The 21,049-nt window shown below is 52.4% G+C and carries 25 protein-coding genes; 10 read left to right on the top strand and 15 right to left on the bottom strand.

What is annotated here, in order from left to right:
- Positions 1–21: 21 nt before the first annotated feature.
- From H5T67_03920 to H5T67_03890, 7 genes are all read right to left on the bottom strand, one after another.
- Positions 22–1,881 carry an endonuclease/exonuclease/phosphatase family protein gene (locus tag H5T67_03920; GenBank protein MBC7244467.1) on the bottom strand — a complete coding sequence of 620 codons (1,860 nt, stop codon included), beginning with the start codon at positions 1,879–1,881 and terminating at the stop codon, positions 22–24.
- Between the two features lie 28 nt (positions 1,882–1,909).
- Complete coding sequence (locus H5T67_03915) at positions 1,910–2,674, bottom strand: alpha/beta fold hydrolase (GenBank protein ID MBC7244466.1); 765 nt, start codon at positions 2,672–2,674, stop codon at positions 1,910–1,912.
- A gap of 102 nt (positions 2,675–2,776) precedes the next feature.
- Positions 2,777–3,586 carry a site-specific DNA-methyltransferase gene (locus H5T67_03910; GenBank protein MBC7244465.1) on the bottom strand — a complete coding sequence of 270 codons (810 nt, stop codon included), beginning with the start codon at positions 3,584–3,586 and terminating at the stop codon, positions 2,777–2,779.
- Positions 3,583–4,278 carry a DNA modification methylase gene (locus H5T67_03905; GenBank protein MBC7244464.1) on the bottom strand — a complete coding sequence of 232 codons (696 nt, stop codon included), beginning with the start codon at positions 4,276–4,278 and terminating at the stop codon, positions 3,583–3,585. Before H5T67_03905 ends, H5T67_03910 begins: the two co-directional genes overlap by 4 nt.
- A gap of 337 nt (positions 4,279–4,615) precedes the next feature.
- Entirely contained in the window at positions 4,616–5,986 is a 1,371-nt protein-coding gene (locus tag H5T67_03900; GenBank protein MBC7244463.1) for an MFS transporter, read from the bottom strand.
- Positions 5,987–6,031: 45 nt separating this feature from the next.
- A complete protein-coding gene (locus tag H5T67_03895; protein MBC7244462.1) occupies positions 6,032–7,513 on the bottom strand; it encodes a hypothetical protein in 1,482 nt (493 codons plus the stop codon).
- 48 nt (positions 7,514–7,561) lie between these two features.
- Positions 7,562–8,797, bottom strand: a complete 1,236-nt coding sequence (locus H5T67_03890) for an acyl-CoA dehydrogenase family protein (GenBank protein ID MBC7244461.1) — start codon at positions 8,795–8,797, stop codon at positions 7,562–7,564.
- Between the two features lie 638 nt (positions 8,798–9,435).
- Here H5T67_03890 and H5T67_03885 point away from each other — a divergent pair.
- From H5T67_03885 to H5T67_03840, 10 genes are all read left to right on the top strand, one after another.
- The gene (locus tag H5T67_03885; protein MBC7244460.1) at positions 9,436–9,786 is read left to right on the top strand and encodes a DUF5320 domain-containing protein; all 351 of its coding nucleotides are present in this window, start codon (positions 9,436–9,438) and stop codon (positions 9,784–9,786) included.
- An 84-nt stretch (positions 9,787–9,870) separates the two neighbouring features.
- On the top strand, positions 9,871–10,611 hold the full coding sequence (locus H5T67_03880) for a DUF364 domain-containing protein (GenBank protein MBC7244459.1): 741 nt from the start codon (positions 9,871–9,873) through the stop codon (positions 10,609–10,611).
- A 412-nt stretch (positions 10,612–11,023) separates the two neighbouring features.
- Positions 11,024–11,440, top strand: a complete 417-nt coding sequence (locus H5T67_03875) for a NifB/NifX family molybdenum-iron cluster-binding protein (GenBank protein ID MBC7244458.1) — start codon at positions 11,024–11,026, stop codon at positions 11,438–11,440.
- A gap of 26 nt (positions 11,441–11,466) precedes the next feature.
- Complete coding sequence (locus H5T67_03870; protein MBC7244457.1) at positions 11,467–11,940, top strand: 4Fe-4S binding protein; 474 nt, start codon at positions 11,467–11,469, stop codon at positions 11,938–11,940.
- Between the two features lie 24 nt (positions 11,941–11,964).
- Positions 11,965–12,204, top strand: coding sequence for a zinc ribbon domain-containing protein (locus tag H5T67_03865; protein MBC7244456.1), 240 nt, complete (start codon positions 11,965–11,967; stop codon positions 12,202–12,204).
- A 21-nt stretch (positions 12,205–12,225) separates the two neighbouring features.
- A complete protein-coding gene (locus H5T67_03860) occupies positions 12,226–12,414 on the top strand; it encodes a hypothetical protein (GenBank protein ID MBC7244455.1) in 189 nt (62 codons plus the stop codon).
- Between the two features lie 54 nt (positions 12,415–12,468).
- Positions 12,469–13,107: a class I SAM-dependent methyltransferase gene (locus H5T67_03855; protein ID MBC7244454.1), complete on the top strand. Its 639-nt coding sequence runs from the start codon at positions 12,469–12,471 to the stop codon at positions 13,105–13,107.
- A gap of 38 nt (positions 13,108–13,145) precedes the next feature.
- Positions 13,146–14,054: an ATP-binding protein gene (locus tag H5T67_03850; protein MBC7244453.1), complete on the top strand. Its 909-nt coding sequence runs from the start codon at positions 13,146–13,148 to the stop codon at positions 14,052–14,054.
- 58 nt (positions 14,055–14,112) lie between these two features.
- Complete coding sequence (locus H5T67_03845; GenBank protein ID MBC7244452.1) at positions 14,113–14,817, top strand: peroxiredoxin; 705 nt, start codon at positions 14,113–14,115, stop codon at positions 14,815–14,817.
- Positions 14,818–14,895: 78 nt separating this feature from the next.
- On the top strand, positions 14,896–15,774 hold the full coding sequence (locus H5T67_03840; protein MBC7244451.1) for an ATP-binding protein: 879 nt from the start codon (positions 14,896–14,898) through the stop codon (positions 15,772–15,774).
- A gap of 70 nt (positions 15,775–15,844) precedes the next feature.
- On the opposite strand, the gene H5T67_03835 is transcribed toward H5T67_03840, so the two are convergent.
- Genes H5T67_03835 through H5T67_03800 form a run of 8 tightly spaced genes read right to left on the bottom strand, consistent with a single transcriptional unit; the run spans position 15,845 to position 21,011 of the window.
- Complete coding sequence (locus tag H5T67_03835) at positions 15,845–16,768, bottom strand: F0F1 ATP synthase subunit gamma (GenBank protein MBC7244450.1); 924 nt, start codon at positions 16,766–16,768, stop codon at positions 15,845–15,847.
- Positions 16,728–17,042, bottom strand: coding sequence for a cyclic-di-AMP receptor (locus H5T67_03830; protein MBC7244449.1), 315 nt, complete (start codon positions 17,040–17,042; stop codon positions 16,728–16,730). Before H5T67_03830 ends, H5T67_03835 begins: the two co-directional genes overlap by 41 nt.
- On the bottom strand, positions 17,039–18,709 hold the full coding sequence (locus tag H5T67_03825) for a F0F1 ATP synthase subunit alpha (protein MBC7244448.1): 1,671 nt from the start codon (positions 18,707–18,709) through the stop codon (positions 17,039–17,041). The genes H5T67_03830 and H5T67_03825 overlap by 4 nt, the downstream gene beginning before the upstream one ends.
- Entirely contained in the window at positions 18,709–19,485 is a 777-nt protein-coding gene (locus H5T67_03820; GenBank protein MBC7244447.1) for a F0F1 ATP synthase subunit delta, read from the bottom strand. Before H5T67_03820 ends, H5T67_03825 begins: the two co-directional genes overlap by 1 nt.
- Positions 19,486–19,495: 10 nt before the next feature.
- A complete protein-coding gene (atpE, locus tag H5T67_03815; protein ID MBC7244446.1) occupies positions 19,496–19,759 on the bottom strand; it encodes an ATP synthase F0 subunit C in 264 nt (87 codons plus the stop codon).
- Between the two features lie 15 nt (positions 19,760–19,774).
- Positions 19,775–20,428 carry a F0F1 ATP synthase subunit A gene (gene atpB / locus H5T67_03810; GenBank protein MBC7244445.1) on the bottom strand — a complete coding sequence of 218 codons (654 nt, stop codon included), beginning with the start codon at positions 20,426–20,428 and terminating at the stop codon, positions 19,775–19,777.
- A complete protein-coding gene (locus H5T67_03805; GenBank protein MBC7244444.1) occupies positions 20,425–20,733 on the bottom strand; it encodes a hypothetical protein in 309 nt (102 codons plus the stop codon). The genes atpB and H5T67_03805 overlap by 4 nt, the downstream gene beginning before the upstream one ends.
- On the bottom strand, positions 20,694–21,011 hold the full coding sequence (locus H5T67_03800; GenBank protein ID MBC7244443.1) for an AtpZ/AtpI family protein: 318 nt from the start codon (positions 21,009–21,011) through the stop codon (positions 20,694–20,696). The genes H5T67_03805 and H5T67_03800 overlap by 40 nt, the downstream gene beginning before the upstream one ends.
- Between the last annotated feature and the right edge of the window lie 38 nt (positions 21,012–21,049).

Raw genomic sequence — 21,049 nt, 5'->3', positions numbered from 1 at the left:
CCTATCCGTCAGATTCGTGCTTCATTCTAATCGCACTTCCACCACAACCATACGGTGATCGGAAGCAGTTGAATCCAATACCTGTGCGCTTATAGGCTTCAGCCCGCGCACCCAAACGTAGTCAATGCGCTCCTCTGGCTGCTCGGATGGCGAGGTGGGCAGCGGCTCAAGGCCAATAGCAACGAAGGGATCAACAAAGCCTGCTTCGGTCAGCCGCTGATAGACGGGAGAATCAGGCGTGGCATTCAGGTCACCACCAAAAGCTGCTGCTCCCTGTCCCATGAAGGCCAGGGCTTCGCTCAACTGAACGGCTCTTTCCCCCGGTTCCAGGCCAAACCAGGTGCCATAGATATCCAGTTTCTTTCCTCCAACCTTGAGACGTGTGCACATGATGGCTGTCTGCTCTAGACGGCTGGTCAGAAGCTGACCTTCAGCCTTCTCCAGTGGCAGGCGATAGAGCATGGCAACACCGGTCAGATGCTCTATCGTTGGTTGGTAAAATACTTCCATGCGCAGGCGCCGGGCCAGCCAAAGTGCATCATCCACACAGTAACTGGTGATACGGCCTGTATCCACCTCCTGCAAAGCCACCACATCTGCGCCACTCTCCTCGATCGTCTTTGCCATCTCTTCCAGGGAGAATCTCCAGGTACTGTTGTAGCCATAGTGAATGTTGTAAGTACCTATGCGGACGTTCTGTTCGGCTGTCTTCATCCTTGGCGAGGGCGGGAAGGCAATTGCCACGCTCAAGGCCACCAGCAGCACAATTGCTCCTACCACCCACCGCTGCGTGCAATAAGTGAAGGGTTCTGGAAAACGTAACCCCCTGAGCGTAGCAGGAAGCATGTATACCAAGGTAGCCACGAGAAATATGGGCAGTCCAGCGTCACGGAAGAAATCCAGAGTATAGGCATAAGTGAAAGCAAAAGCATAGGCAAAGTTGATCAATAGGAAAAAGAGAAAGCCCAATGCCAGATATATCCCCACTCGCTCCTTGCCACCCTTGCGCTCATGCAACATAGAAGGAAGAGCGAGCAGGGCAACCCACTGCATCAATAAAAGAGAACCCGCTGCCAGTAATCCCTCGGCCAGATAACCTACCGCCACACTGCCACAGGCAAGGAGCAAGAAGACCACCCCCCAGGCCCTAGCTTGTCCTCGCCATGAGTGCGATGTGCTCTGCACCCCATACAGGAGGGGCAATAACGTAATGAGCAGCAGCAAAGGCATCAGCATGGCATAGCTCGAAGCACTCCAGCGCGCTAGCGCATGGGGTAGAGAAAGCAGTGAGGTTTCCAAGAACAAGAATGCCCCGATAGCCAGCCCGCCCAGAAAGCCGATGCCTGCCTGCGGCGCTTCCTTTCGTGAGAGATGGTCAACGAAAAGGCTTGAGAGGAAAAGCAACCCAGACAACAGGCACTGCACAGGCAACCACCATGCACGGAGCGTGATGTCGTAGGTATTCCCCGCGGCCCGCAACAGTTGGTCAACTGCCAGCGCGATAATCCACGTCCAAGGGAAAATATCGGGAGATTCTTGCAGCAGATAAGCAGTGTATAAGCCACCAGCAGCGACGATGAACAGCGAACTGTAGAGCCGAATCTGTGGATCATTCCATGTCATGGGAATTCTGGCCAGGAAAACCAGCCAGGCAGTGATAAGAGGTAACTGCCGCGAAGAACCTCGCCCTGCAAAGAGGGGCATCGAGAAAGCCAGAAAGACCAATAGGTTGGCGCTGATAGCATAGAGTGTCAACGGGCCAGCAAAGATCGCGTCGTAGATGACGCCAAATAGCACCGAGAAAAGCACGCGCACAGCCTGTATGAAAAAGAGGAAAATAGATGTTGCCTCTACCAGACGTATCAATGGCTGTCTATTCATAAAACCTCCTTGGTCACAAAAGCGTGTTCTACTCGAATGAACACCCCTGAGAATCTGCAATATGTGCGGTGATGAAAGAATAGGCTCGGGCCCATACTGCCTCCCGTTCGCTGTCCACCGTGATAGCATGGCCTGAGTTGGACCACCACACAATTTCCTTATCATCTGTTCCCAGGCTATCGAAGATGATTTGGGCACTGTCGGCAGGGATGGTCCGATCACAACGACCCTGCATGATCAGTACGGGCACTTTCACCTGCCCGAGAGAGGCACGCGCTTCCCGCAACAGATGATTGACCTGTTCGCCAAAGACAAGGGGGACACGCCGATAGAAAAATACTCTGTCCTTGGCATTGGGATCAGTCAGGTCCAGTTCCCCACTGGAATGATGCCATTTGACGAAATGCTTGATAATGGGCAGCAGTTTCAACCGCCAATCGCTGAGATACGCCGGCGCAGCCATAACGATGGCTCCCGCAATGGGATGGCGTGCTGCCAGATACAGGGTGAGCAAGCCACCTACGGACAACCCGGCGACAAACACACACGTACACTGATCTTGCAGCCGGTATAGCCCCTCCTCAGCGGAAGCCACCAGGTTATGCCAGCTAGTCCTAGCCAGGTCCTCGGGACTGGTCCCGTGGCCAGCGAGACGCACACCGAGCACCGTCAGTCCCTTAGCAGCCAGATATTCCCCCATGGGGCGCATTTCAGGCGGGCTGCCCGTACCGCCATGGATGAGAAGACAACCAACTGACCCACCGGGAAAGAAAAAGGGATTTAGATTTGGCATCACCTTTTTAACCGAAAAAAAGAGGAACAAGGTAGCATTATAGCCACAGGCATCCGGTTCTGCACAACTTTATAGCGTGTTCACATTCCCTTCTATTCTTAACTATTTATATCTCCCCCACTTGATCTTTTCGGGCTTTTCTTCCTTTTCCTTCTTGTCAGATAGCGGTTTCCTAAACAATAGCAAATATTTGAACCCTCTTAAGAAGAAATTAAATTTTTTTGCCCGATAATGCCAAAGGCCTGTATGAGAACTTTGACCACGCCTTACTACACATACTATATCTACAGGTTCAAAGCGTTTCTCGAGCATACTATATATCCTAAAACCGACAGGAGTAAATTTCCTTCTGACCCATTGATCCCCAATTAACCACCCCACAACTTTCCCAGGTTTAAGGATCCGATAAATCTCAAGAGCCACCTTTTCCAGTTCCTCGTAAAACCGCGGGTCTTCTGCAGAGATCTTGCCGATATCAGCAGGGTCATCTGAATAATTAACATTATCCCCGTACGGAGAATCTATGAAAACCATGTCGACAGAATTATCCTCCAAAGGTATCTGGCGGGAATCATTCTTTATTACCTTGGGATGCTTGGGATTGATATCATACCCAATGACTTTCCTGCCCTCTTCCTCACAAACGTCAACGGTCGTGCCGCTACCAGCCATCGGATCAACCACTAAATCCCCGGGCTTTGTGTACCTCTGTATCATATTCCAAATAATAAACGCAGGAGTTACGCCTTGGAATTTATTATCGCCCTTTGGTTTTTTCCCATAGCTTTGCGTTGGATAATCCCAAAGAGTGGTTGTTTCAAGAGACGGTTTTTCATCTTCTATTTTTTTCTGCTCCACTAGCTCGCCTTTTTCCGCAAAGAGACTTAGTGGTAACTGACCCTTAGTTCTCATCTGCTTTTACTCTCCAACAACTCCCGCAAATCAGAGATGAACTTGTCGAACTTCTTGACCTTATCACTCTCTTCTATCTCTTCTTCACTCATTATATAACTCCCATCAGTGTCTGTTTCAACAATGGCCCTCCCCTTCTTAATAGGTTCCCTGACGCTCAACGTTTTATCCTCATCTGGAGTAACAAAGAATACTTTGATATGCCTGGTGACCTTATCCTGACTCAATTTGATTTTCCAATAACCAGTTTGAGCAATCCTTTCCCGCAAAGTGACCTTGCTGGAAACCACAGCAACTATATTACAATGCTTCGGGTCATAAATGACTAAGTCCACATCTGGGAGATGTGCTCCGAACTCACCGTAATCTACCAGAAGATTTCGTTTAATCCGACTGAGTTCCTCCGGAAGGTTACTGCTATTAGCCCTTTCTAGAACATTACCTTCTATGATTTTTAAACCTAGAGCTTCTATGTCGTCTGTTATTATATGCCTAACAAGTTTCTCAAGATTTTTCCCCTTAAAAGCACGCCAAGACTGTTCATGATCCTTGCCAGGAGTCTGCGACTTTAACCAATCTTGCTTGTGGATGATTTTTGCCTCTCTAAGCAATTCAGAGATGTGTTTATAAGCATCTTCCCTATATTTCTTTTTGAATTTTTCGTAAAGGTTTAACAAATCAGAAAATCTCATGTTCAAATTCCTTATTTGTTAGATTTTCACCAGGTTTGCATCGAGCAAACCAGAAAGCATAGGAACCAAGGAGAAAAAGTCATACACAGATGCGCGATCAGAAACCAGGCGTATGTCCCTATTTGCAAGTTTAGATTGTCCAATACGCTCAAGCCTCTCTATGCTGGTATGTACGCCATGGCCTGACCTGTGAGAATTTTCATCTAGCAAAATCACTCTCAACGGGATAGACAATGTGCTGGCACTTTAGTTTAGCAAATGATCGAGATAATCTTTACTTAATTTTCACCCATCCCAGTGGCTGTAGTATACACTCACAACTAACTATAGGTCAACTCTACATTGCGCTTGCTCCTCGATGCAACGCATCCAGTCGTTCTCTGAGCGCTGCGACCTGCTCCTTACCCAGAGGGTAGAAGCGCAGCGAGAACCAAAAGACCGCCAATGCGGCGAGCGGCAGCAGGCTCATGCCTATGCGGATGCCCATACTGACAGATGGCGGTTGGATCGTCAGAGTAGCATTGTAACCGCTTAGGCTTAGCACCAAACTGCTGGAGCCACCAATCAGCACCATAACCAACCGCTCGATGAAAGCGTTCACCCCAAAATAACTGCCCTCCCGCCGCTGGCCAGTGCGCAACTCATCCTCGTCTATCACATCGCTGAGCACAATATCACGCACCAAAGTAATGCCAGAGTTGGCTGCGCCAACGCATAGGATCATGATAAGGGCTTGAACCAGATTGGACACGACCACGACGGGCAGCATGAAAAGGACAAACAGGCTTACAGCCAAAGCCAAAGTATTCCTGGAACCCAGACGCAGGGCAACTTTCCTCCACAGGGGATAACAAGCCATCGAGGTAGCGAACATGCCGAGAAAGATCAGGCTCATCTGTTCCTCTGGCGCATGAAGCACATACTTGGTGAAGAATGGCACCATGGCCGAGAGCCAGCTCCAGATGTAACAGATCATCAGATTGGCACCGACAAATGCGAGGAACGAGCGATTAACAAGAGTCTGCTTCAGGGCATCCACAAATGGCAACGCTTCCGCTGTACTGCTCTTCTTGCGCTCCTTGCTGCCGAGAAGAGAGAATGCGAAGGCGCTGGCACCAATAAGCCCTAGAACTAGCCCCGCCATTTTCCATCCACCCAGCTCGCCAAACTGCCTAGAGAAAGAGCCTACTAGAACGGGCATGATCGCCACACCCAATGCTGTGCCAATCATTGCTGCCACCTGGCGGTAGATGGACACTTCTGTCCTTTCCCTGAGATCCTCAAAAGCCTCCGGGAAGAGAGCCGTGTACGTTACGCTGACCGCAGTATACACTAAGTCAAACAAGGCGATGACCAAGGCGAAATAGAGGAAGATGCCGCTATGGGATGGGTTAATGAGAGGGCGCCCTCCTAACGGCGGAGACCAAACCAGGAAAAAGAGCAGAAAAGTAAGGGGCGTGCCAAGCGCGATATAGGGGATACGCCGTCCCCAGCGAGTGCGTGTACGATCCGAGATCAAGCCAATGAGCGGATCATTGATGGCGTTCCACACGCCATAGGAAATGGCAAAAGCCAAGCTCACCATTTGGGGAGCAAGACGCACAACATCGGTATAGAAAAAGATGAGGAATGTCTGCACCGTATTGAAAAAGAGGGCTTGCCCTAAATTACCTACGCCATAAGCTATTTTTGCGAATCTGCTTCTCATGGCAAATGCTCCTTCCAGATTTAGAATGATGTTACCGGACAATGTTCACTTGTCTTCCTCCACCACCTCCAATCCGGCAAGTCGAGCTGCCGCTACGAATTCCCTTCTCCAATCTCCTACAAAGCTAACCCTATGCCAGCCAAAGGTCATCCAGTCATAGTTTTCGAGGATCTTTCTCGCATCACTTTCCACAAGCACCTTCGTAGCACATCCTTTTTCATCCACAATTTGGCCGATGATCTTCCCATGTCGAAGCGCAAGTTTCTTCTCCAACATGCTGACCTTGATTGTGGTGAGGTCTTCCCCCGCTGGGAATGTCACTCTGGGCACGGCCCCGATGAAGTGAGATTCCCCGTGGTGCACAATGTCATAGCCAACGGAGATTCCCTCCGGCCCATAAAGCTTATTAGAAGCTAAACAATGGAGATAGATGACCTGATTGTGGGCTAAATCCAGGCAATGGTTGGAGACGAAACCAGGCCGGCCAAACAAGGAGCGGCCCAGCAGTGCGCTAATGTTGGAATCCAGATCCGACTCGCAGGTAGCGGTAAAGCCATCATTGAGCAGTTGCGAAAAAGCCAAGCAAGGGAAAGCAGGCAGATACCCTGCAATCAGCAAGGTACCACAATCAGGGGTGACAGAAATAGCGTCTATTTCTTCAGCTAGTCCCTTTATCGCGAGGTACAGCCTTGCTGCATTGATAATAGCCTGGTGCGTGGATTCCACTTTCTTGGCTTCCCTAATCCATCTCTCGGCTATTTCCTCAGCCCTTTGCTCGCTGACTTTTTCATAGCATGTAGAAATTTCTTGTGGATCCCTCCTCACCAGTTCCAAACCAAAAATTTCCTTCATGTTCTTCCGATATCTCTCTTCGTCCCTGCGCCACTGATGCGCTTGATCTACCCCCGTCAAATCGAGATAAGAGCCCTCCTCCTCTGAACTTATCTGCCCCATGATTGTCATCAGGTACTCTACCTGCTTTTGTGACATGCATGCCAGATCAGGAGCTGCCAATTCCATAACCCCTTGCAAATTGAAGGCTATTTCATCTGGGGCATAGACGAGGACCTTTTTACCCTTGAGGCGAAGCAAGGCTTGCATCACCTGGAGTGCCCATTCTACATCCTCGAAATCCGTTGAGGAGACTGGAAGCACCCGCAGTGCCTTGCCCTTAATTCGCTCGTAGGTTTTGATGAATGTATGGTCTCCTCCATAGACATAGTTAGCCAAGATAGATAGCTTCCCAAGTTGAAGAAATTCCTCCCCTGCCTGTACAATCGCTGGATCGCCATAATGTCCGATGGCATACACAAAAAGTCCATCTGCTCGCTTTATTTCCCGTTTAATCCTTTCTACCTCAGCCGGCTCATGTTTGGTAACGATCTCTCCACCGGTGAACTCTATATCTGGAAAGCTCTTTTTCAATCTCTCCAGCGTCGCTGCCTGAACTTGCTCATTTTCAAAACCAACATAAGGCCAACCTGCTTCCCAGTTCGGCTTGCTGATGAAAACGGTGTAAATGTTCATCTCTTTTCCTCCTCAACACAAGCTCTCACCTTGCACTGTGTCCCCATCTCACAGGCGATGCGCGTAGTAACCCCTAATCGCATCTAGACGCCCCAATTGCGCCCCTCCCAGCCAGAGCTGCATGATTTTCCCATCTCGCCAGTATTTCTCCAGGTGATAATCGTGTGCGTAGCCATAAGCACCCATCAACTCCATTGTCTTGTTGGCCACCATCACCGCCACCTCCGAGGCATAGACCTTGGCGATGCTGGCGCGTGAGAGGTTCAGCGTCGAGTCTTGAGGCCCATAGAGTTCGGGGTGATCGTACTTGTAGGCTGCCTGCAAGCAGAAAGCACGTGCAGTCTCGATGCCTATGGCCATGTCCGCCAGCATGCAGGCGCCTATAGAGTGCTCGCGGATAGGTCGCCCAGCCACCACCCGCGCACCAGTAAACTTGAGGACCGTCTCAAAGATGCCTTGAGCATTGCCCACGGACATGGCTGCGCTGCCCAAGCGTCCAACAATTAGGTTCTGGTGAAACAGGCGTGCATCTTGGGCTGGGCCAGCAGCGCGAAATTCCCTGGGGACTCGCACATTGTCTAGGAAAATTGCGCTGTTGCGGTCAGCATGTAAGCCGGCTTTGCGCTCGTAGGGACCAAACGAAAGCCCTTTAACACCGCTTGGCACATAGATGAGAGCAAGCCCCTCATCCCCTAATTCGGGATCAGTCGAGCATACTATCAGATAAGCGTCAGCTACGCCGCTATTGGAAGCCCACAATTTCTGTCCATTGAGCACCCACTCCTCCCCCTCCAGACGGGCAGTGGTGCGGATCATGCGACCTTCCAAAGCAGGGTTCTCGATGTCACAACCTCCACCTCCTGTTGTGCCACCCGGCTCTGTCATCGCAAAGCAGCCCATCCTCAGCTCTCCACTACAGAACTCTGGCCCAAAACGATCGAGCACAGCCTGGTTGGCGGCCCAGATAGCAGGCATGAAAGGCCACAGACTGCAGGCCAAAGCCACCGCAATACCGCCATCACCACGGGACAGTTCCTCCAGGCATAGACTAAAAGGTACCATCCTGGTGATGCCTGCTCCTCCGTATCTCTCTGGCCAGATAGCGGCCTGAAAGCCGATGTCTGCCAACCCCTGCAGGATCTTGCGCACCAACACGTGCTCTTCATCCTCATCTATAAGCAAGCGTACGGGCATAATCTCAGCTTCCACATAAGCACGGATGGCATCGCGCAGGAACAAATCCCCCTCTTCCACTACCTCAAGCAAAACCTCATCACGGTACATCGTTCTCCTTCACAGATAGGGTAGAAACCTATTGTATAGTAACAATCCAGTTCACGCTGGATTAGGCATTATTGTCAATGAAGGCTTACATGAGAAAACAATGAACAGGATAAATAGAATAACCAGACTGAATGACGCGGCATTGGGCCAATGGGCATCAAGGTGAAAACGCAACATGAGAACGAAGGGGATAGGACAGAGGGATACTGCCATAAGAAGCCACTGGTGGCAATAGCATGTCAGATGAGGCCAGGTAACGAGCTCGTCATGCCACCTGTGCCTGCAAGCACCCGGCCAAGAGGAATAGCCTGCCCGGCACGAGACTTCGATTTCGGTCTTCGCACAGAACACAGTCACTGCCCCCTCCGAGTCAGAAGCAGTTGTCAACTCAACTGCATTATAGTGGCAGGAAACAGAAAAACAAAATCTGCTGATATGTACAAGAAACAGGGATAGCAAACGGTAGGAGGGTAAAACGCAGGACACTCATATCTACTAACTCGCCGATTTGACAGTTTGGACAATTTGTGCTACTATATAAATGCAAAAATCATTTAGATACACATAGTATTTAGAGACTATCTAACTGAGACGATTCTTACCGTTATTCGAGAAGATAAGGAAAGGAGGTGAGAAGTATGCCAAAAGGAGATCGCACTGGGCCATTTGGCATGGGGCCCATGACTGGGAGGGCAGCTGGTTACTGCGCTGGCTACGGCATCCCTGGCTACATGAACCCTGTGCCAGGACGTGGCTTGGGTCTAGGTTTTGGTGGTGGCTGGGGCAGAGGCTTTCGCTGGCGCCACTGGTATTACGCCACAGGGCTTCCAGGTTGGATGCGCTTTGGGTACGGGCCAGCCTGGGGCTGGGGAGTGCCACCAGTAACCCAAGAACAAGAAACCGAGATGCTAAAGGCACAGGCCAAGGCCTTGCAGGAGCAACTTGATGCCATCAATAAGCGCCTCGAAGATCTTGGGAAGGAGGGCTGAGGCAAACAGGAGCGGGCCGTGGCAACGCAAGCGGTCCGCTCCTTCTTCCTAACCGTGCAATGAGTGTGGAGAAAAGGGGTTGGAGTGAGCATCATTGACAAACTGTTGAGCAGTTTGAGAGTCAACGCACCAGTGCATGATGTGCGCATCGGCGTACATTGGACAGCTGTAGCTGTGAGGACGACATGGGGAATACGTGTGGGCCTTGCAGCGGTGCCACATGCACAGGAGAGCCACTGTGAAGGACAGCCTTCTGTGCGGCGAGCTGGCTATCTGCTAGAGCGCAGCTCATTTGAATTGGCAGAGCTAATCCGCTCAGATAGCCTTACTGAGGCAAGCGTTGGCTTAGCAACAATGAATGCCCTCTTGGACGTGGACAAAGCGTGCTGTATTGAGGCGAATGCTGAGGAAATTCTCGTCAAACAAGGCGCCGGCAAGCGCGTGGTGATCGTAGGTCATTTCCCTTTTATCCCACGTGTCCGCCAAGTGGCAGAAAAGCTGTCGGTTCTGGAGTTACATCCTCGAGGTGAGGATCTGCCAGCTGCTCGTGCAGAGGAAATAGTACCCCAAGCCGATGTAGTTGGCATTACTGGTAGCACGCTGGTCAATCACACCTTTGAGGATCTGCTTTCTCTGTGCCAACCCAGTGCCTACGTGCTTGTCATGGGTGGTAGCACGCCGCTTTCGCCATTGTTTTTCGACTACAATGTGAATGCGTTGGCTGGTGCGCTTGTGGTAGATGCGGAAGGTGCTTTGCGCGCTGTAAGTCAGGGGGCAACCTTCCGGCAGATTCCAGGCAAACGGCTATTAGCAATGCTCCGATGACTTGGGAAGAATGGGAAAGGAGGTGAATGAGGTGCCGGGTTTTGATGGTACTGGCCCGCGAGGTGAAGGGCCATTGACTGGTCGGGGTGAGGGATATTGTGCGATTCGACTCCCTGATCCAGTATCAAGGCAACCTGTTTTTGGGTTTGCAGGTTTGGCCGGCGTGCCTGTAGGGTTGTACCCTCGCATCGGCGGGGCGCTACCCATTCGCTCATCGCTGCTTGGATTCTATCCAAGGAGATGGATAAGGCGCGGTCGAGCCTTGCGGATGGGCCGTGGACATGGCAGGCGCTTTTTCATGCGAGTTTGGTGATGGAACTTGCTAGGGTGATCGAGATGGAGAGTTTGGGGCAGTTGTTGGCGAAAGGGTTATGATCTGCCCACTGTAGACTATAACTCGGAGAAGCAGAAGATGAAGATCGTCGTTACAGCGAATGGGAATGATCTAGACGCTCAGGTCAGTCTGGTGTTCGGACGCTGTCTTAGTTTTGTTTTCGTGGATACGGAGACGATGGCGTTCGAAGCAATCCCCAATCCAGCCCTATCTGCACCAGGCGGGGCAGGGATTCAGGCTGCCCAATTCGTCGTAGAGCATGGCGCGGAAGCTGTGTTGAGCGGCAACGTAGGGCCAAATGCTTATGGGGTGTTCCAGGCTGCCAATGTGCCGATTTATTGGGTCAGCGAGGGCACGGTACGGCAGGCCGTGGAGGCATACAAAGCGGGTAAGCTCCACTCCGCTACACAGGCAAACGTGCAGGCTCATACGGGCTTGGGTAAGCGGGGGGCTGACAGTGGTAGAGGTGGTCGTTATGGGAGAGGACGAACCTGAGCAGTGTTGCTTAGGAGGTGAGGAACGTGTTGTATGTGGATAGCGCGCGTTGTACAGGATGTGGCTTATGTGTGGATGCCTGTCCCAATGGCGCGATACAATTGGTGAATCAGGTAGCCAGCATCAATGCGGAGCTGTGCCAAGAATGTCAGGCTTGCGTAGAGGCTTGCCCACAGAAAGCAATTGGTCCAGCAGAGGAGCGCCCCACTGTGGTCGAAGGTGAGGTGATTAGGGTGCGCGAAAGCCTGCCCGTGGTGCAGCAGCCAGTTTCTGTGCCTATTCGCCCCGCAAGGCGGCCATGGTCTTATAACTTGAGCGTGGCTCTGGCTTTCTTGGGGCGAGAGGTTGTGCCGCAGGCGGCTTCTTACTTGCTGGAAGCCTGGGAGCGCAGGCGGGCTGTACCTGCTTTTCGTGAACGATCAACCGATTTCCTCTCGTTATTGAGTGGTTGGCGGGGTGGCGGCCACAGACAACGCCAGCGGCAGCGCCGCGGCCGCTGAGTGGCGCTGGAAAGTGGAGCGCAGATGCCTATATACGAATTCCGTTGCCAAGCTTGTGGTGCGAAGTTTGAGGTCTGGTTGCGCACCCCTCAGGACGTAGTCGCCTGTCCTGCCTGTGGTGCTACTTTGCTGGAGAAACAGGTTTCCGCACCGGCAGTGGTGGGCACCAGAAGCAGTGACGAGGTTGGGCGCACCTGCTGTGGTCGCGAGGAACGCTGTGAGCGACCGCCTTGTTCCGATGGTGGCAATTGCTACAGACAATAATAGAGCGAAGGAGGTAATAGCATGGGACGTGATATAGGATATGGCGCTGGCCAAGGCGGGGGTCGTGGACGTAAGGGCGGTCCCAAAGCCGCTGGGCCAGGCGGATATTGTGTGTGCCCCAATTGTGGGCATAAACAGCCACATGTCGCAGGACAGCCATGTACAGCGATGACTTGTCCCAAGTGCGGCACGCGCATGATACGCGAATAAAAAAGACCGCTGCGCAATGGCTGTGGGCTTCGTTCGGTTGAGGAGAATGAAAAAATGAGCGCACAATCGCAATCCTGGCGCAATGAGCAAAGAAGTCAGAAATATGCCAAGTGGAGCAAGATAAGCTCCAAGATAACTCACACTCCTTTTGCTAGCAAAATCGTGGAATGCCTACCTCCTGTGCAAGGAAAGGCCACCATCGTGGACCTGGGCACTGGACCTGGTCTTCTACCCATCCAGCTCGGCAAACTGCTGCCAGAGGCAAGGATCATCGGGGTAGATCCCTCTGCTGAAATGCTCGAGATAGCCCAACAGAATGCTCGTGAAGCTGGAATGTCGCATTTTGAGGCGATGGTAGGAACAGCCGAGGAGATACCGATAGAGTCAGATTCGGTTGATCTGGTGGTTACACAATCCTCGCTTCACGAGTGGGAGGAGCCCCAGAAGGCCTTCGCGGAGGTATTAAGGGTTTTGAAACCTGGTGGTGTCCTAGTGCTCAAGGATTATAACCGGGCTTGGCTTTCTACCTGGAAGCGTAAGTTATTTGGTTTCTTCCATCACTTGGACATGTTCAAATTTACCTGTGAGGAGGTCGCGGATTTGCTGAGAGAGGCTGGCTTTGGTATAATCGAAAGCCAGGGGCAGGGGCTGCAGTTTCTCATACAAGCATCCAAGCCGATAGAACAACCATAGCGCAAAACTATCTCCAGGCAACGAGGAGAGCACAGAGTATGATTCTGACCATAGCCAGCGGCAAAGGGGGCACAGGCAAGACAACTGTGGCTGTCAACCTGGCACTTGCCGTCTCATTGCAGAAACAGGGGCTGGGGGATGCAACAGTTACTTTCGTTGATTGTGACGTGGAAGAACCCAATGCGGCACTGTTTCTGCATCCGAGCATCGAGCAACATCGGGAAGTAGGCTTGTTGGTGCCCGAAGTAGATCTGAGCCGCTGCACGTACTGTGGCCACTGCGCTAAAGTCTGTCGATACCATGCTATTGCAGTGATACAGCCTAAGGTGCTCTTCTTTCCTGAGCTTTGCCACGGTTGCGGGAGCTGCACCTTGAACTGCCCGGAAGGCGCTATCCGCGAGAGGCTGCGCGTGACCGGGGTTATCGAGCAAGGGTCCGTTCGGGGCTCTGTGCGCTTTGCTCATGGCATCTTGAACATAGGCGAAACTATGGCTACACCCTTGATCCGCCAATTGAAACAGGCTGCCATCCTGCGGGATGCACAACGCTCTCTGGTCATTCTCGATGCACCACCAGGGACTGCATGCCCTGTTGTGGAAACCATGCGTGGTGCTGATCTGGTTCTCATGGTCACTGAGCCCACCCCATTTGGATTGCACGATTTGCGCTTAGCGGTAGAGGTAGCACATCATGCATTGAGGCTGCCCGTAGTCGTCGTCATCAATCGCGATGGCGTAGGCGATGATGGCGTTGACCGCTATTGCCAGTCGGAGGGCATACCCATTCTGCTGCGCATCCCCTTGGACAGACGCATCGCCGAGGCTTACGCAGAAGGTCAACCTGTGGTTGATGCCCTGCCCGAATACCAGCAAAGTTTTCTTGAGCTTTATGGGCGCATTGGCGACTTTTGGAGACTGCAGGGGGATAGAAAAGGAGGTGAGTGCTAGGAAAAGGTCGAAAGCAGTGAACGTGGAGGAGAACTAAAAATCTACTGAGGAGGGTAATATGCCAGAGTTGAAAGAAGGTTGTGTCAAGCCAGCACGGGGGCCAATCGTCTCTGTGCCCGGAGCAGCCACCCCGGCTGCAGGTGCTATACCATCACAGGAGGTGAGCAAAGTGTTAGCACGTGTAGGCAAAGAAGCTATTGATTTTGAGGCCAATGCTTTCATTGCAGGCGTTGGTTTCCAACCGGTGAAGCTCTCGGACTACAAGGGCAAGTGGATTGTCCTATGCTTCTATCCCGGTGACTTTACTTTTGTTTGACCAACAGAATTGGCAGCGGTTGCTGCACTTTACGATCAGTTTAAGGCACTGGGCGTAGAAGTTTTGGCCATGAGCACCGATAGCCGCTTCGTGCACAAGATTTGGCAGGAGCAGGAGCTGTCCAAGATGGTCAGTGGCGGGGTGCCTTTCCCCATGCTCTCGGATGCAGGCGGCAAGATTGGTGCTATTTACGGTGTATACGATGAGGATGCCGGTGTGGATATTCGAGGCCGCTTCATCATTGATCCGGATTTTGTGATTCGTGCTATGGAAGTGCTTACGCCAGAAGTGGGTAGGAATCCCGAGGAACTGCTCCGACAAATCAAGGCTTTCCAGCATGTATATGCTACAGGTGAGGTAACCCCTTCGGGATGGCAACCTGGGCAAGTTACGCTCAAACCTAGCCCAGCGTTGGTGGGCAAAGTTTGGGAAGTGTGGAAGCCTTAAGAGTTAGGACAATAGCCTAATGCTTGGTCGAGCCGGTGCTGCCTTGGCATCGGCTCGACCGTTGATAGTTGAGCAATGATGAAACAATTGGTAATTCTCAGTGGTAAGGGTGGCACAGGGAAAACAACCGTAGCAGCAGCTTTGGCTGACTTGGCTTCGCAAGAATTTCCTATCGTTATGGCTGATGCAGATGTGGATGCAGCCAATCTGGAACTAGTTCTCGCTCCTGTCAAGCTCGAAGAGCATGATTTCATGAGCGGCGAGTTGGCAATCATCGAAACGGCAGCATGTGTTGCTTGTGGCAGATGTACTGAGGTCTGTCGTTTTGATGCAGTTGTCCCTCATGACGGGGTATATGCGGTGGATGCTTTGGCGTGTGAGGGTTGCGCTGCTTGTTTTTACCAATGTCCGACGGGTGCTATCCGCATGGAAGAGCAGCATGCTGGCCAGTGGTACCGCTCTCAGACGCGTTTTGGACCGCTTTTCCACGCTCATCTCTTTGCCGGTCAGGAGAATTCAGGCAAGCTGGTATCGCAGGTCAGACAACGAGCACGGCTGTGGGCACTTGATACAGGTGCACACTTTCTGTTGATAGATGGTCCGCCAGGTATTGGCTGTCCTGTGATTGCGGCTACCACAGGAGTGGATCTCGCGCTATTGGTGACAGAGCCAACGGTCTCTGGTATTCATGACTTGCAACGCATACTGAGCACCACAGCGCATTTTGGCGTGCCATCTTTGGTATTGCTCAATAAGGCGGATCTCAATCTCAGGCAGGCGCAAGAGATTGAATCCTTTTGTGCCTCGTGTGGGGTACAAGTAGTGGGCCGTGTTCCTTTCGATACCATAGTGACGGAGGCCATGGTGCATGGCCAACCGGTGACCGCCTATGCTGACTGCGCGGTGAGCAATGAGCTGCGGAGTGTCTGGCAGAGGGTAAAAGCATATCTGAGTTAGGGATACCCGTCCCAAGGCTATCCCGAAAAACCTTGACGGTTCGCAAGGAAGTGTAAAGAAAGGATGACGGTCAAGCTGTCCGAGGGCCGATCAGGCCAGCGCCGCTGGCCAGGTCCTGCATTTCAGCAGTGATTGCCTCTTGCCTTGCGATTTGCAAGCTCAGCTTGAGTTCTTCGATCAAGCGGCCTGCGTTCTGAGTCGCTCCATCTAGAAGCTGGTAGCGGGCAGAATGTTCGGCTGCGGCGGATTCTAGCAGCATCTGGTAGAGTCTAGCAGAGAGCCAGAGCTCAACCACTCGGGTGTAAAGCCCCAAGGGATCGGTCTCGATAATGGGAGGCCACTCTTCCTCTGCGGGGGCAGAAGGAATCACAGGAGGAAGTAGGCGCACTACAGTGGGTTCGTAATGCATAATCCCCCTAGGGACGTTGTAAACCACCTCAACTGCATCCAGTGTCCCTTGTTCGTAGCTTTGCAACCATTCTGAGACGAGCTCGACAGCGAGGCTGTAGGGCGGAAGAGCAGTCAAGGAGAGTGGTTTGGACCATACCGGGACACGCTCCCAGCGTCGAAAGGCGCGTTCGGTGCGCCTCCCCAACGTCATCAGCATTACTTTGGTGCCAGCCTCAACATGTTTGGCCTGAATGCGCTCTGCGTGCGCAACAGCGGTGTCATTGAAGACTCCACACAGACCGCGCTCGCTGCCGATGACCAAAAGGGCAAGGCTTTCCATAGGCTGGCTTTCCTGGCGTTGCATGGGAGAACGTTGACGGAGATGTGGTGTGATGAGAGCCAGAATGTGCAACAGACGCTCAGAATACTGTTGCACACTGCGCCCTTTGTTCAGAGCGTGAAGCCGGCTGCCCAAGGAAATGGTGCGCAGCGCACCCAATATCGGCTGCACAGCCTGTATGTTTTCCAGCCGCGACGTTAGGCGTTCCAGTTCCTCCATGCGCTCAGTACCTGTGAATTCGTTCCAGATCCCATACAAAGACAATCGCCCCACCCACCTGAGCCGTTCCGTAGGTGGAGGGAGGCTGATCTCTGGCTACTGTTCTGGCTAGCGGGACTGGAGAGTGGCAATAGCGGTCAATGAGACACAGGACTGTATCCAACTCTTCATCCGAAACAGCTATAAAAAGAGTTTGGCTCGCCTGACGCAGCGCGCCCCCTCGAGTTTCCGTAAAAGTCGCCGTATGACCAGCGGCGACTAGTTCATTGATGACTTCATTTGCCTCTGCTTTTGGTATCACGGCCATGATCATTTTCATGCCGCTTTTTCCCTCCTTGCGCGGATTGCGGAGTATTCCGCGCACAATCTCAGCAAAGTATCGCGAATCTCATCGCTCCATGCTCCTGTGCGATTGAGCTCATAGTACAAGTCAGGCTCCATCTTTTTGACATATTCCAATAACTCTTGTTGATAGGCAGATACCTCAGGGAGAACTATATCATCCAAAAAGCCCTCGTTGACCGCCAGCAGGATGACCAACTCCTCTGCCAGGGACAGAGGTTGGTTAGGTGGTTGCGCGAGCACCGCCCGTACCCGCTCACCTCGTCTGATTTGTCGCTGCGTTGCTTCGTCCACTTCTGTCCCAAAACGCGCAAAACGTGAGACTTCTTCGTATTGAGCCAGCTCCAGACGGAGAGCGCCGGAGAGTATGCGTATAGCTGCCGACTGTGCAGCTCCACCGACGCGGGACACAGAAAGGCCAACGTTCACCGCGGGCTTGATGCCGCGGTTGAAGAGTTCGCTATCCAGCACGATTTGGCCATCTGTGATGGCGATCAAATTGGTTGGGATGTAAGCAGCAACGTTGCCACCTTTTGTTTCCACAATAGGTAGAGCGGTGAGCGACCCGCCTCCTGCCTCAGGGCCTAGTTTGCAGGCGCGTTCCAGCAGTCGTGCATGCAAATAGAAAATATCCCCTGGATACGCTTCGCGGCCGGGTGGGCGGCGCAGGAGCAAGCTCAACTCTCGGTAGGCATCGGCGTGTTTGGATAGGTCGTCGTAAACGATCAACACATCATGGCCTTCGTCCATGAAGAATTCAGCCATGGTACAGCCTGCATAAGGTGCTAGGTAGCGGAGAGCGGGAGGATCATCGGGGCTCGATACTACCACTATGGTATATGCCAGGGCGTTGTGCTTGCGCAATGTTTCAATGACCTCCAAGGAGGAGGATTTTTTCTGACCAATCGCCACATAGACGCAGAGCACCCCGCTACTTTTCTGGCTGAGGATTGTATCAACAGCCAAGGTCGTCTTGCCAATCTGTCGGTTGCCGATGATCAACTCCCGCTGTCCTCGACCAATGGGTATCAATGCATCTACGATCTTGATACCCGTGTGCAAGGAAACGCTCACCGGTGCTCGTTCGATGATGCCTGGAGCTTCGTGCTCGAGGAGGCGAAACTCGGCTTCCTGGATGGGGCCCCGGTCATCCAGAGGCTCCCCCAATGGGTTCACGATGCGACCTAGCAGCTTGCGTCCTACGGGTACACGCAAGCGTCGCCCCGTTCCTATGACTTCGTCACCGCCCTGAATGCCTCTATCCGAACCCAGGAGGATGACATCTATCTGGGCGTGATCCAGATTCAATACCATGCCTCTGACTCCCGTGGGAAAAACAATCAGTTCATCGGTGCGTGCACGAGGCAGGCCGGAGAGGGTAGCCACACCATCCCCAATGCGTTGCACCGTGCCCACATCGTAGAAGCGCACCTGTACCGGCAATTCCTCGGCTGTTTGGCGCAATACAGTGAGCAAGGAGTCCACTTCTGGCCTTACTTCGGGCAAGCCAGGAGCGCTCGCTATGGCATCCTTGATGAGTTGGATAGCATCAACCTGACCGAATTGGACCTTGTTATCTAGTTGTGCCAGTTGTTGACGCACTGCGCGCAACACTGCCGCAATGTCAGGCTCTGACCTGGGCATTATTCAACCTGCTCCCTAAGTGCTTTGGAGACTTGCTCGCGTAGTTCCTGTAACTGGCCAGCAAGGGAGTGATCCATCACCATATCCCCAAGGCGCACCTGTATACCAGCCACCAAGGCAGGGTCAATGCTTAGTTGGATGCTCACAAGGCGGTCGGCCAATGCAGTGAGAATCCGCGCTAGTTGCCCTTGTTGCTCGACGGACAGCTCGCGCGCAGAAGAGACGTAAGCGATGGGCTCACGAGTGCTTAGCGCACGACGTATAGCATCCACTCGGTCCATCTCGGTACGCCCCATTTCGCGGATGCGTTCGACAAGCCCGTCGATAAGTGCGTCTTGAACCTCCGGCGGTGCAACACGCGCGGTAACGTTGGCGCTGATCTCCAGGATAGCCTCCACCAACTGCTCATGGAACTCGTCCATGGCCTGTTGTTTAAGGCGGTAGACATCAGCTTGAGCCTCAACCAGCATTTGCTCTACCTCAGCGTGTGTCTGCTGCAACAGTTCCTGAGACTCTGCTTCCGCTCGCTCTCGTGCTTTCGCTAGGATTTTGTCTATCTCTTCATCTATCTCAGTCTGTCTTTGCTCCAATTCGGTACGCAGCACAGCGACTCGATGCCTTTCCTCGGCGATTTCCTTCATCAGCCGCTCCCTTTCCTCGGCTCGCTGCGCAGCTTGGCGTAAGACAGGCTGGAACACAAAGCGGTTCAGCACTACCGCCAACACGAGGAAGTTGATGACCTGGAAAACAATCGTTGCCAGATCTAGGTTCAACATGTTCTAGCCCCTAGAAGAAGCGATCGAGAAGCGGGTTAGCAAAGAGAAGGACCAGGCAGATCAGCAGTACGTAGATGGCAGTTGACTCTAACAGCGCCATGGATATGAATAGCGTAGCCCGCAAGCGGTCAGCCACTTCGGGTTGACGAGTCATGCCCTCCAAGGCCTTCACTACTGCCCGTCCTTCGACCCAGGCAGGCATTATAGTGCCCAGGGTAATGGCAGTAGCAGTTGCTATGATTGTAACGATGGTTACTAGAGTTCCTGAGTCCATACTTAACTCCTTTTCTTATTTTTTGCTCGGGATTGTTTCACTGGCCGCTACAGCAGCACCAATGTAGACTGCAGCCAGGACGGTAAAGATATAAGCCTGCAGTAAGCCAGTTAGGATGCTAAAAGCGATGAGCGGTATCGGTACGATTAATGGAAGCAGCGAAAAGATCACGGCAACAATCAGGCCAGTGCTTAGTACATTGCCAAACAGGCGTAGGGTGAGCGAAAGGGTGCGACTGAGCTGCCCAATCAACTCTAATGGTAGCAAAAAGATAGGATCGGCCAGATCTTTCAAGTAGCGGACTAGTCCCTTATCGCGTATGCCAAAATAGTGGACGGAGAAGAAGACGATCATTGCCAGGGCAAATGGCGTGTTAATGTCTTCGGTAGGGGATACTACAATGGGCACAATCCCTATCGTATTGGCCGCAGCAATAAAAATGACCAAAGTGCCCAGCAAGGGTAGATAAGGTTCAGCGGGACGTCCCATCACGCTGGAGACGTTTTCCAGTACGAATTCGACAAGAAGGTCCAACGCTGCTGGTCTATTTCGGCCGAGCCAATATATGGCAGCGCTCAATATGAGCATCATAAACCATGTAGAGAGAACCGTCTCATGCACGGGAATGCCGAAGATCGTGAAGGCGGCTTGCGGGAATAGGTCTTTCATCTACTGTTATCCTCCTGTTTTGGCGGTGCTGTCTCTTCGCTCACCATAGATAGCGCGATGATTCCGCTACAGGCCAGACGTGCTATCAGGAAACCAGCAAAAGCCCATAGTCCCGAACCCAGAGAGTGTTTCAAAGCCCAAAGCAGCAACAGGGCCACAACCACGCTGCGCAGCATCGTGCCACCCCAGACCCAGAACAGTATCTGACTGGCTTTCGGTCTTAGAGCTTTAACAGTCTGCCATAATGTCGCGCCATGCAATATGCCTATCGCCGTTCCGATGAGGAACCATCCGATTCCTGCCAAGATGTTTCATCCTCCTCCTCTTGCTCTTGTTCTGCCCGGTAGCGGTCTCGGGCGATTTCATACTGGAGCTTGCGCCATACGTTGTAAAAACCCATCATTGCTCCTAACATCAGCAACCCAAAAGTTACTTGATAGCCAGTTTGGAAATGCTGGTCGAGAAAGTGACCCAGTAGTGCTCCACTACCGATGGGTACGGCCAAGTCCCATCCTAGGGACATGGCTCGCAAAGCGTCTGCCCAGGCCGAACTCCAGATATTGCGCTTATCCTTTTTGGGCATGTTGGTAACCCCATATTATATAGGCGATGCTGAGCATC

The sequence above is a fragment of the Chloroflexota bacterium genome (assembly GCA_014360905.1).
Taxonomy (GTDB): Bacteria; Chloroflexota; Anaerolineae; order UBA2200; family UBA2200; genus JACIWX01.
The sequence above is the reverse complement of the archived record's forward strand: the minus strand, read 5'-3'. Positions and strand labels throughout refer to the sequence as shown.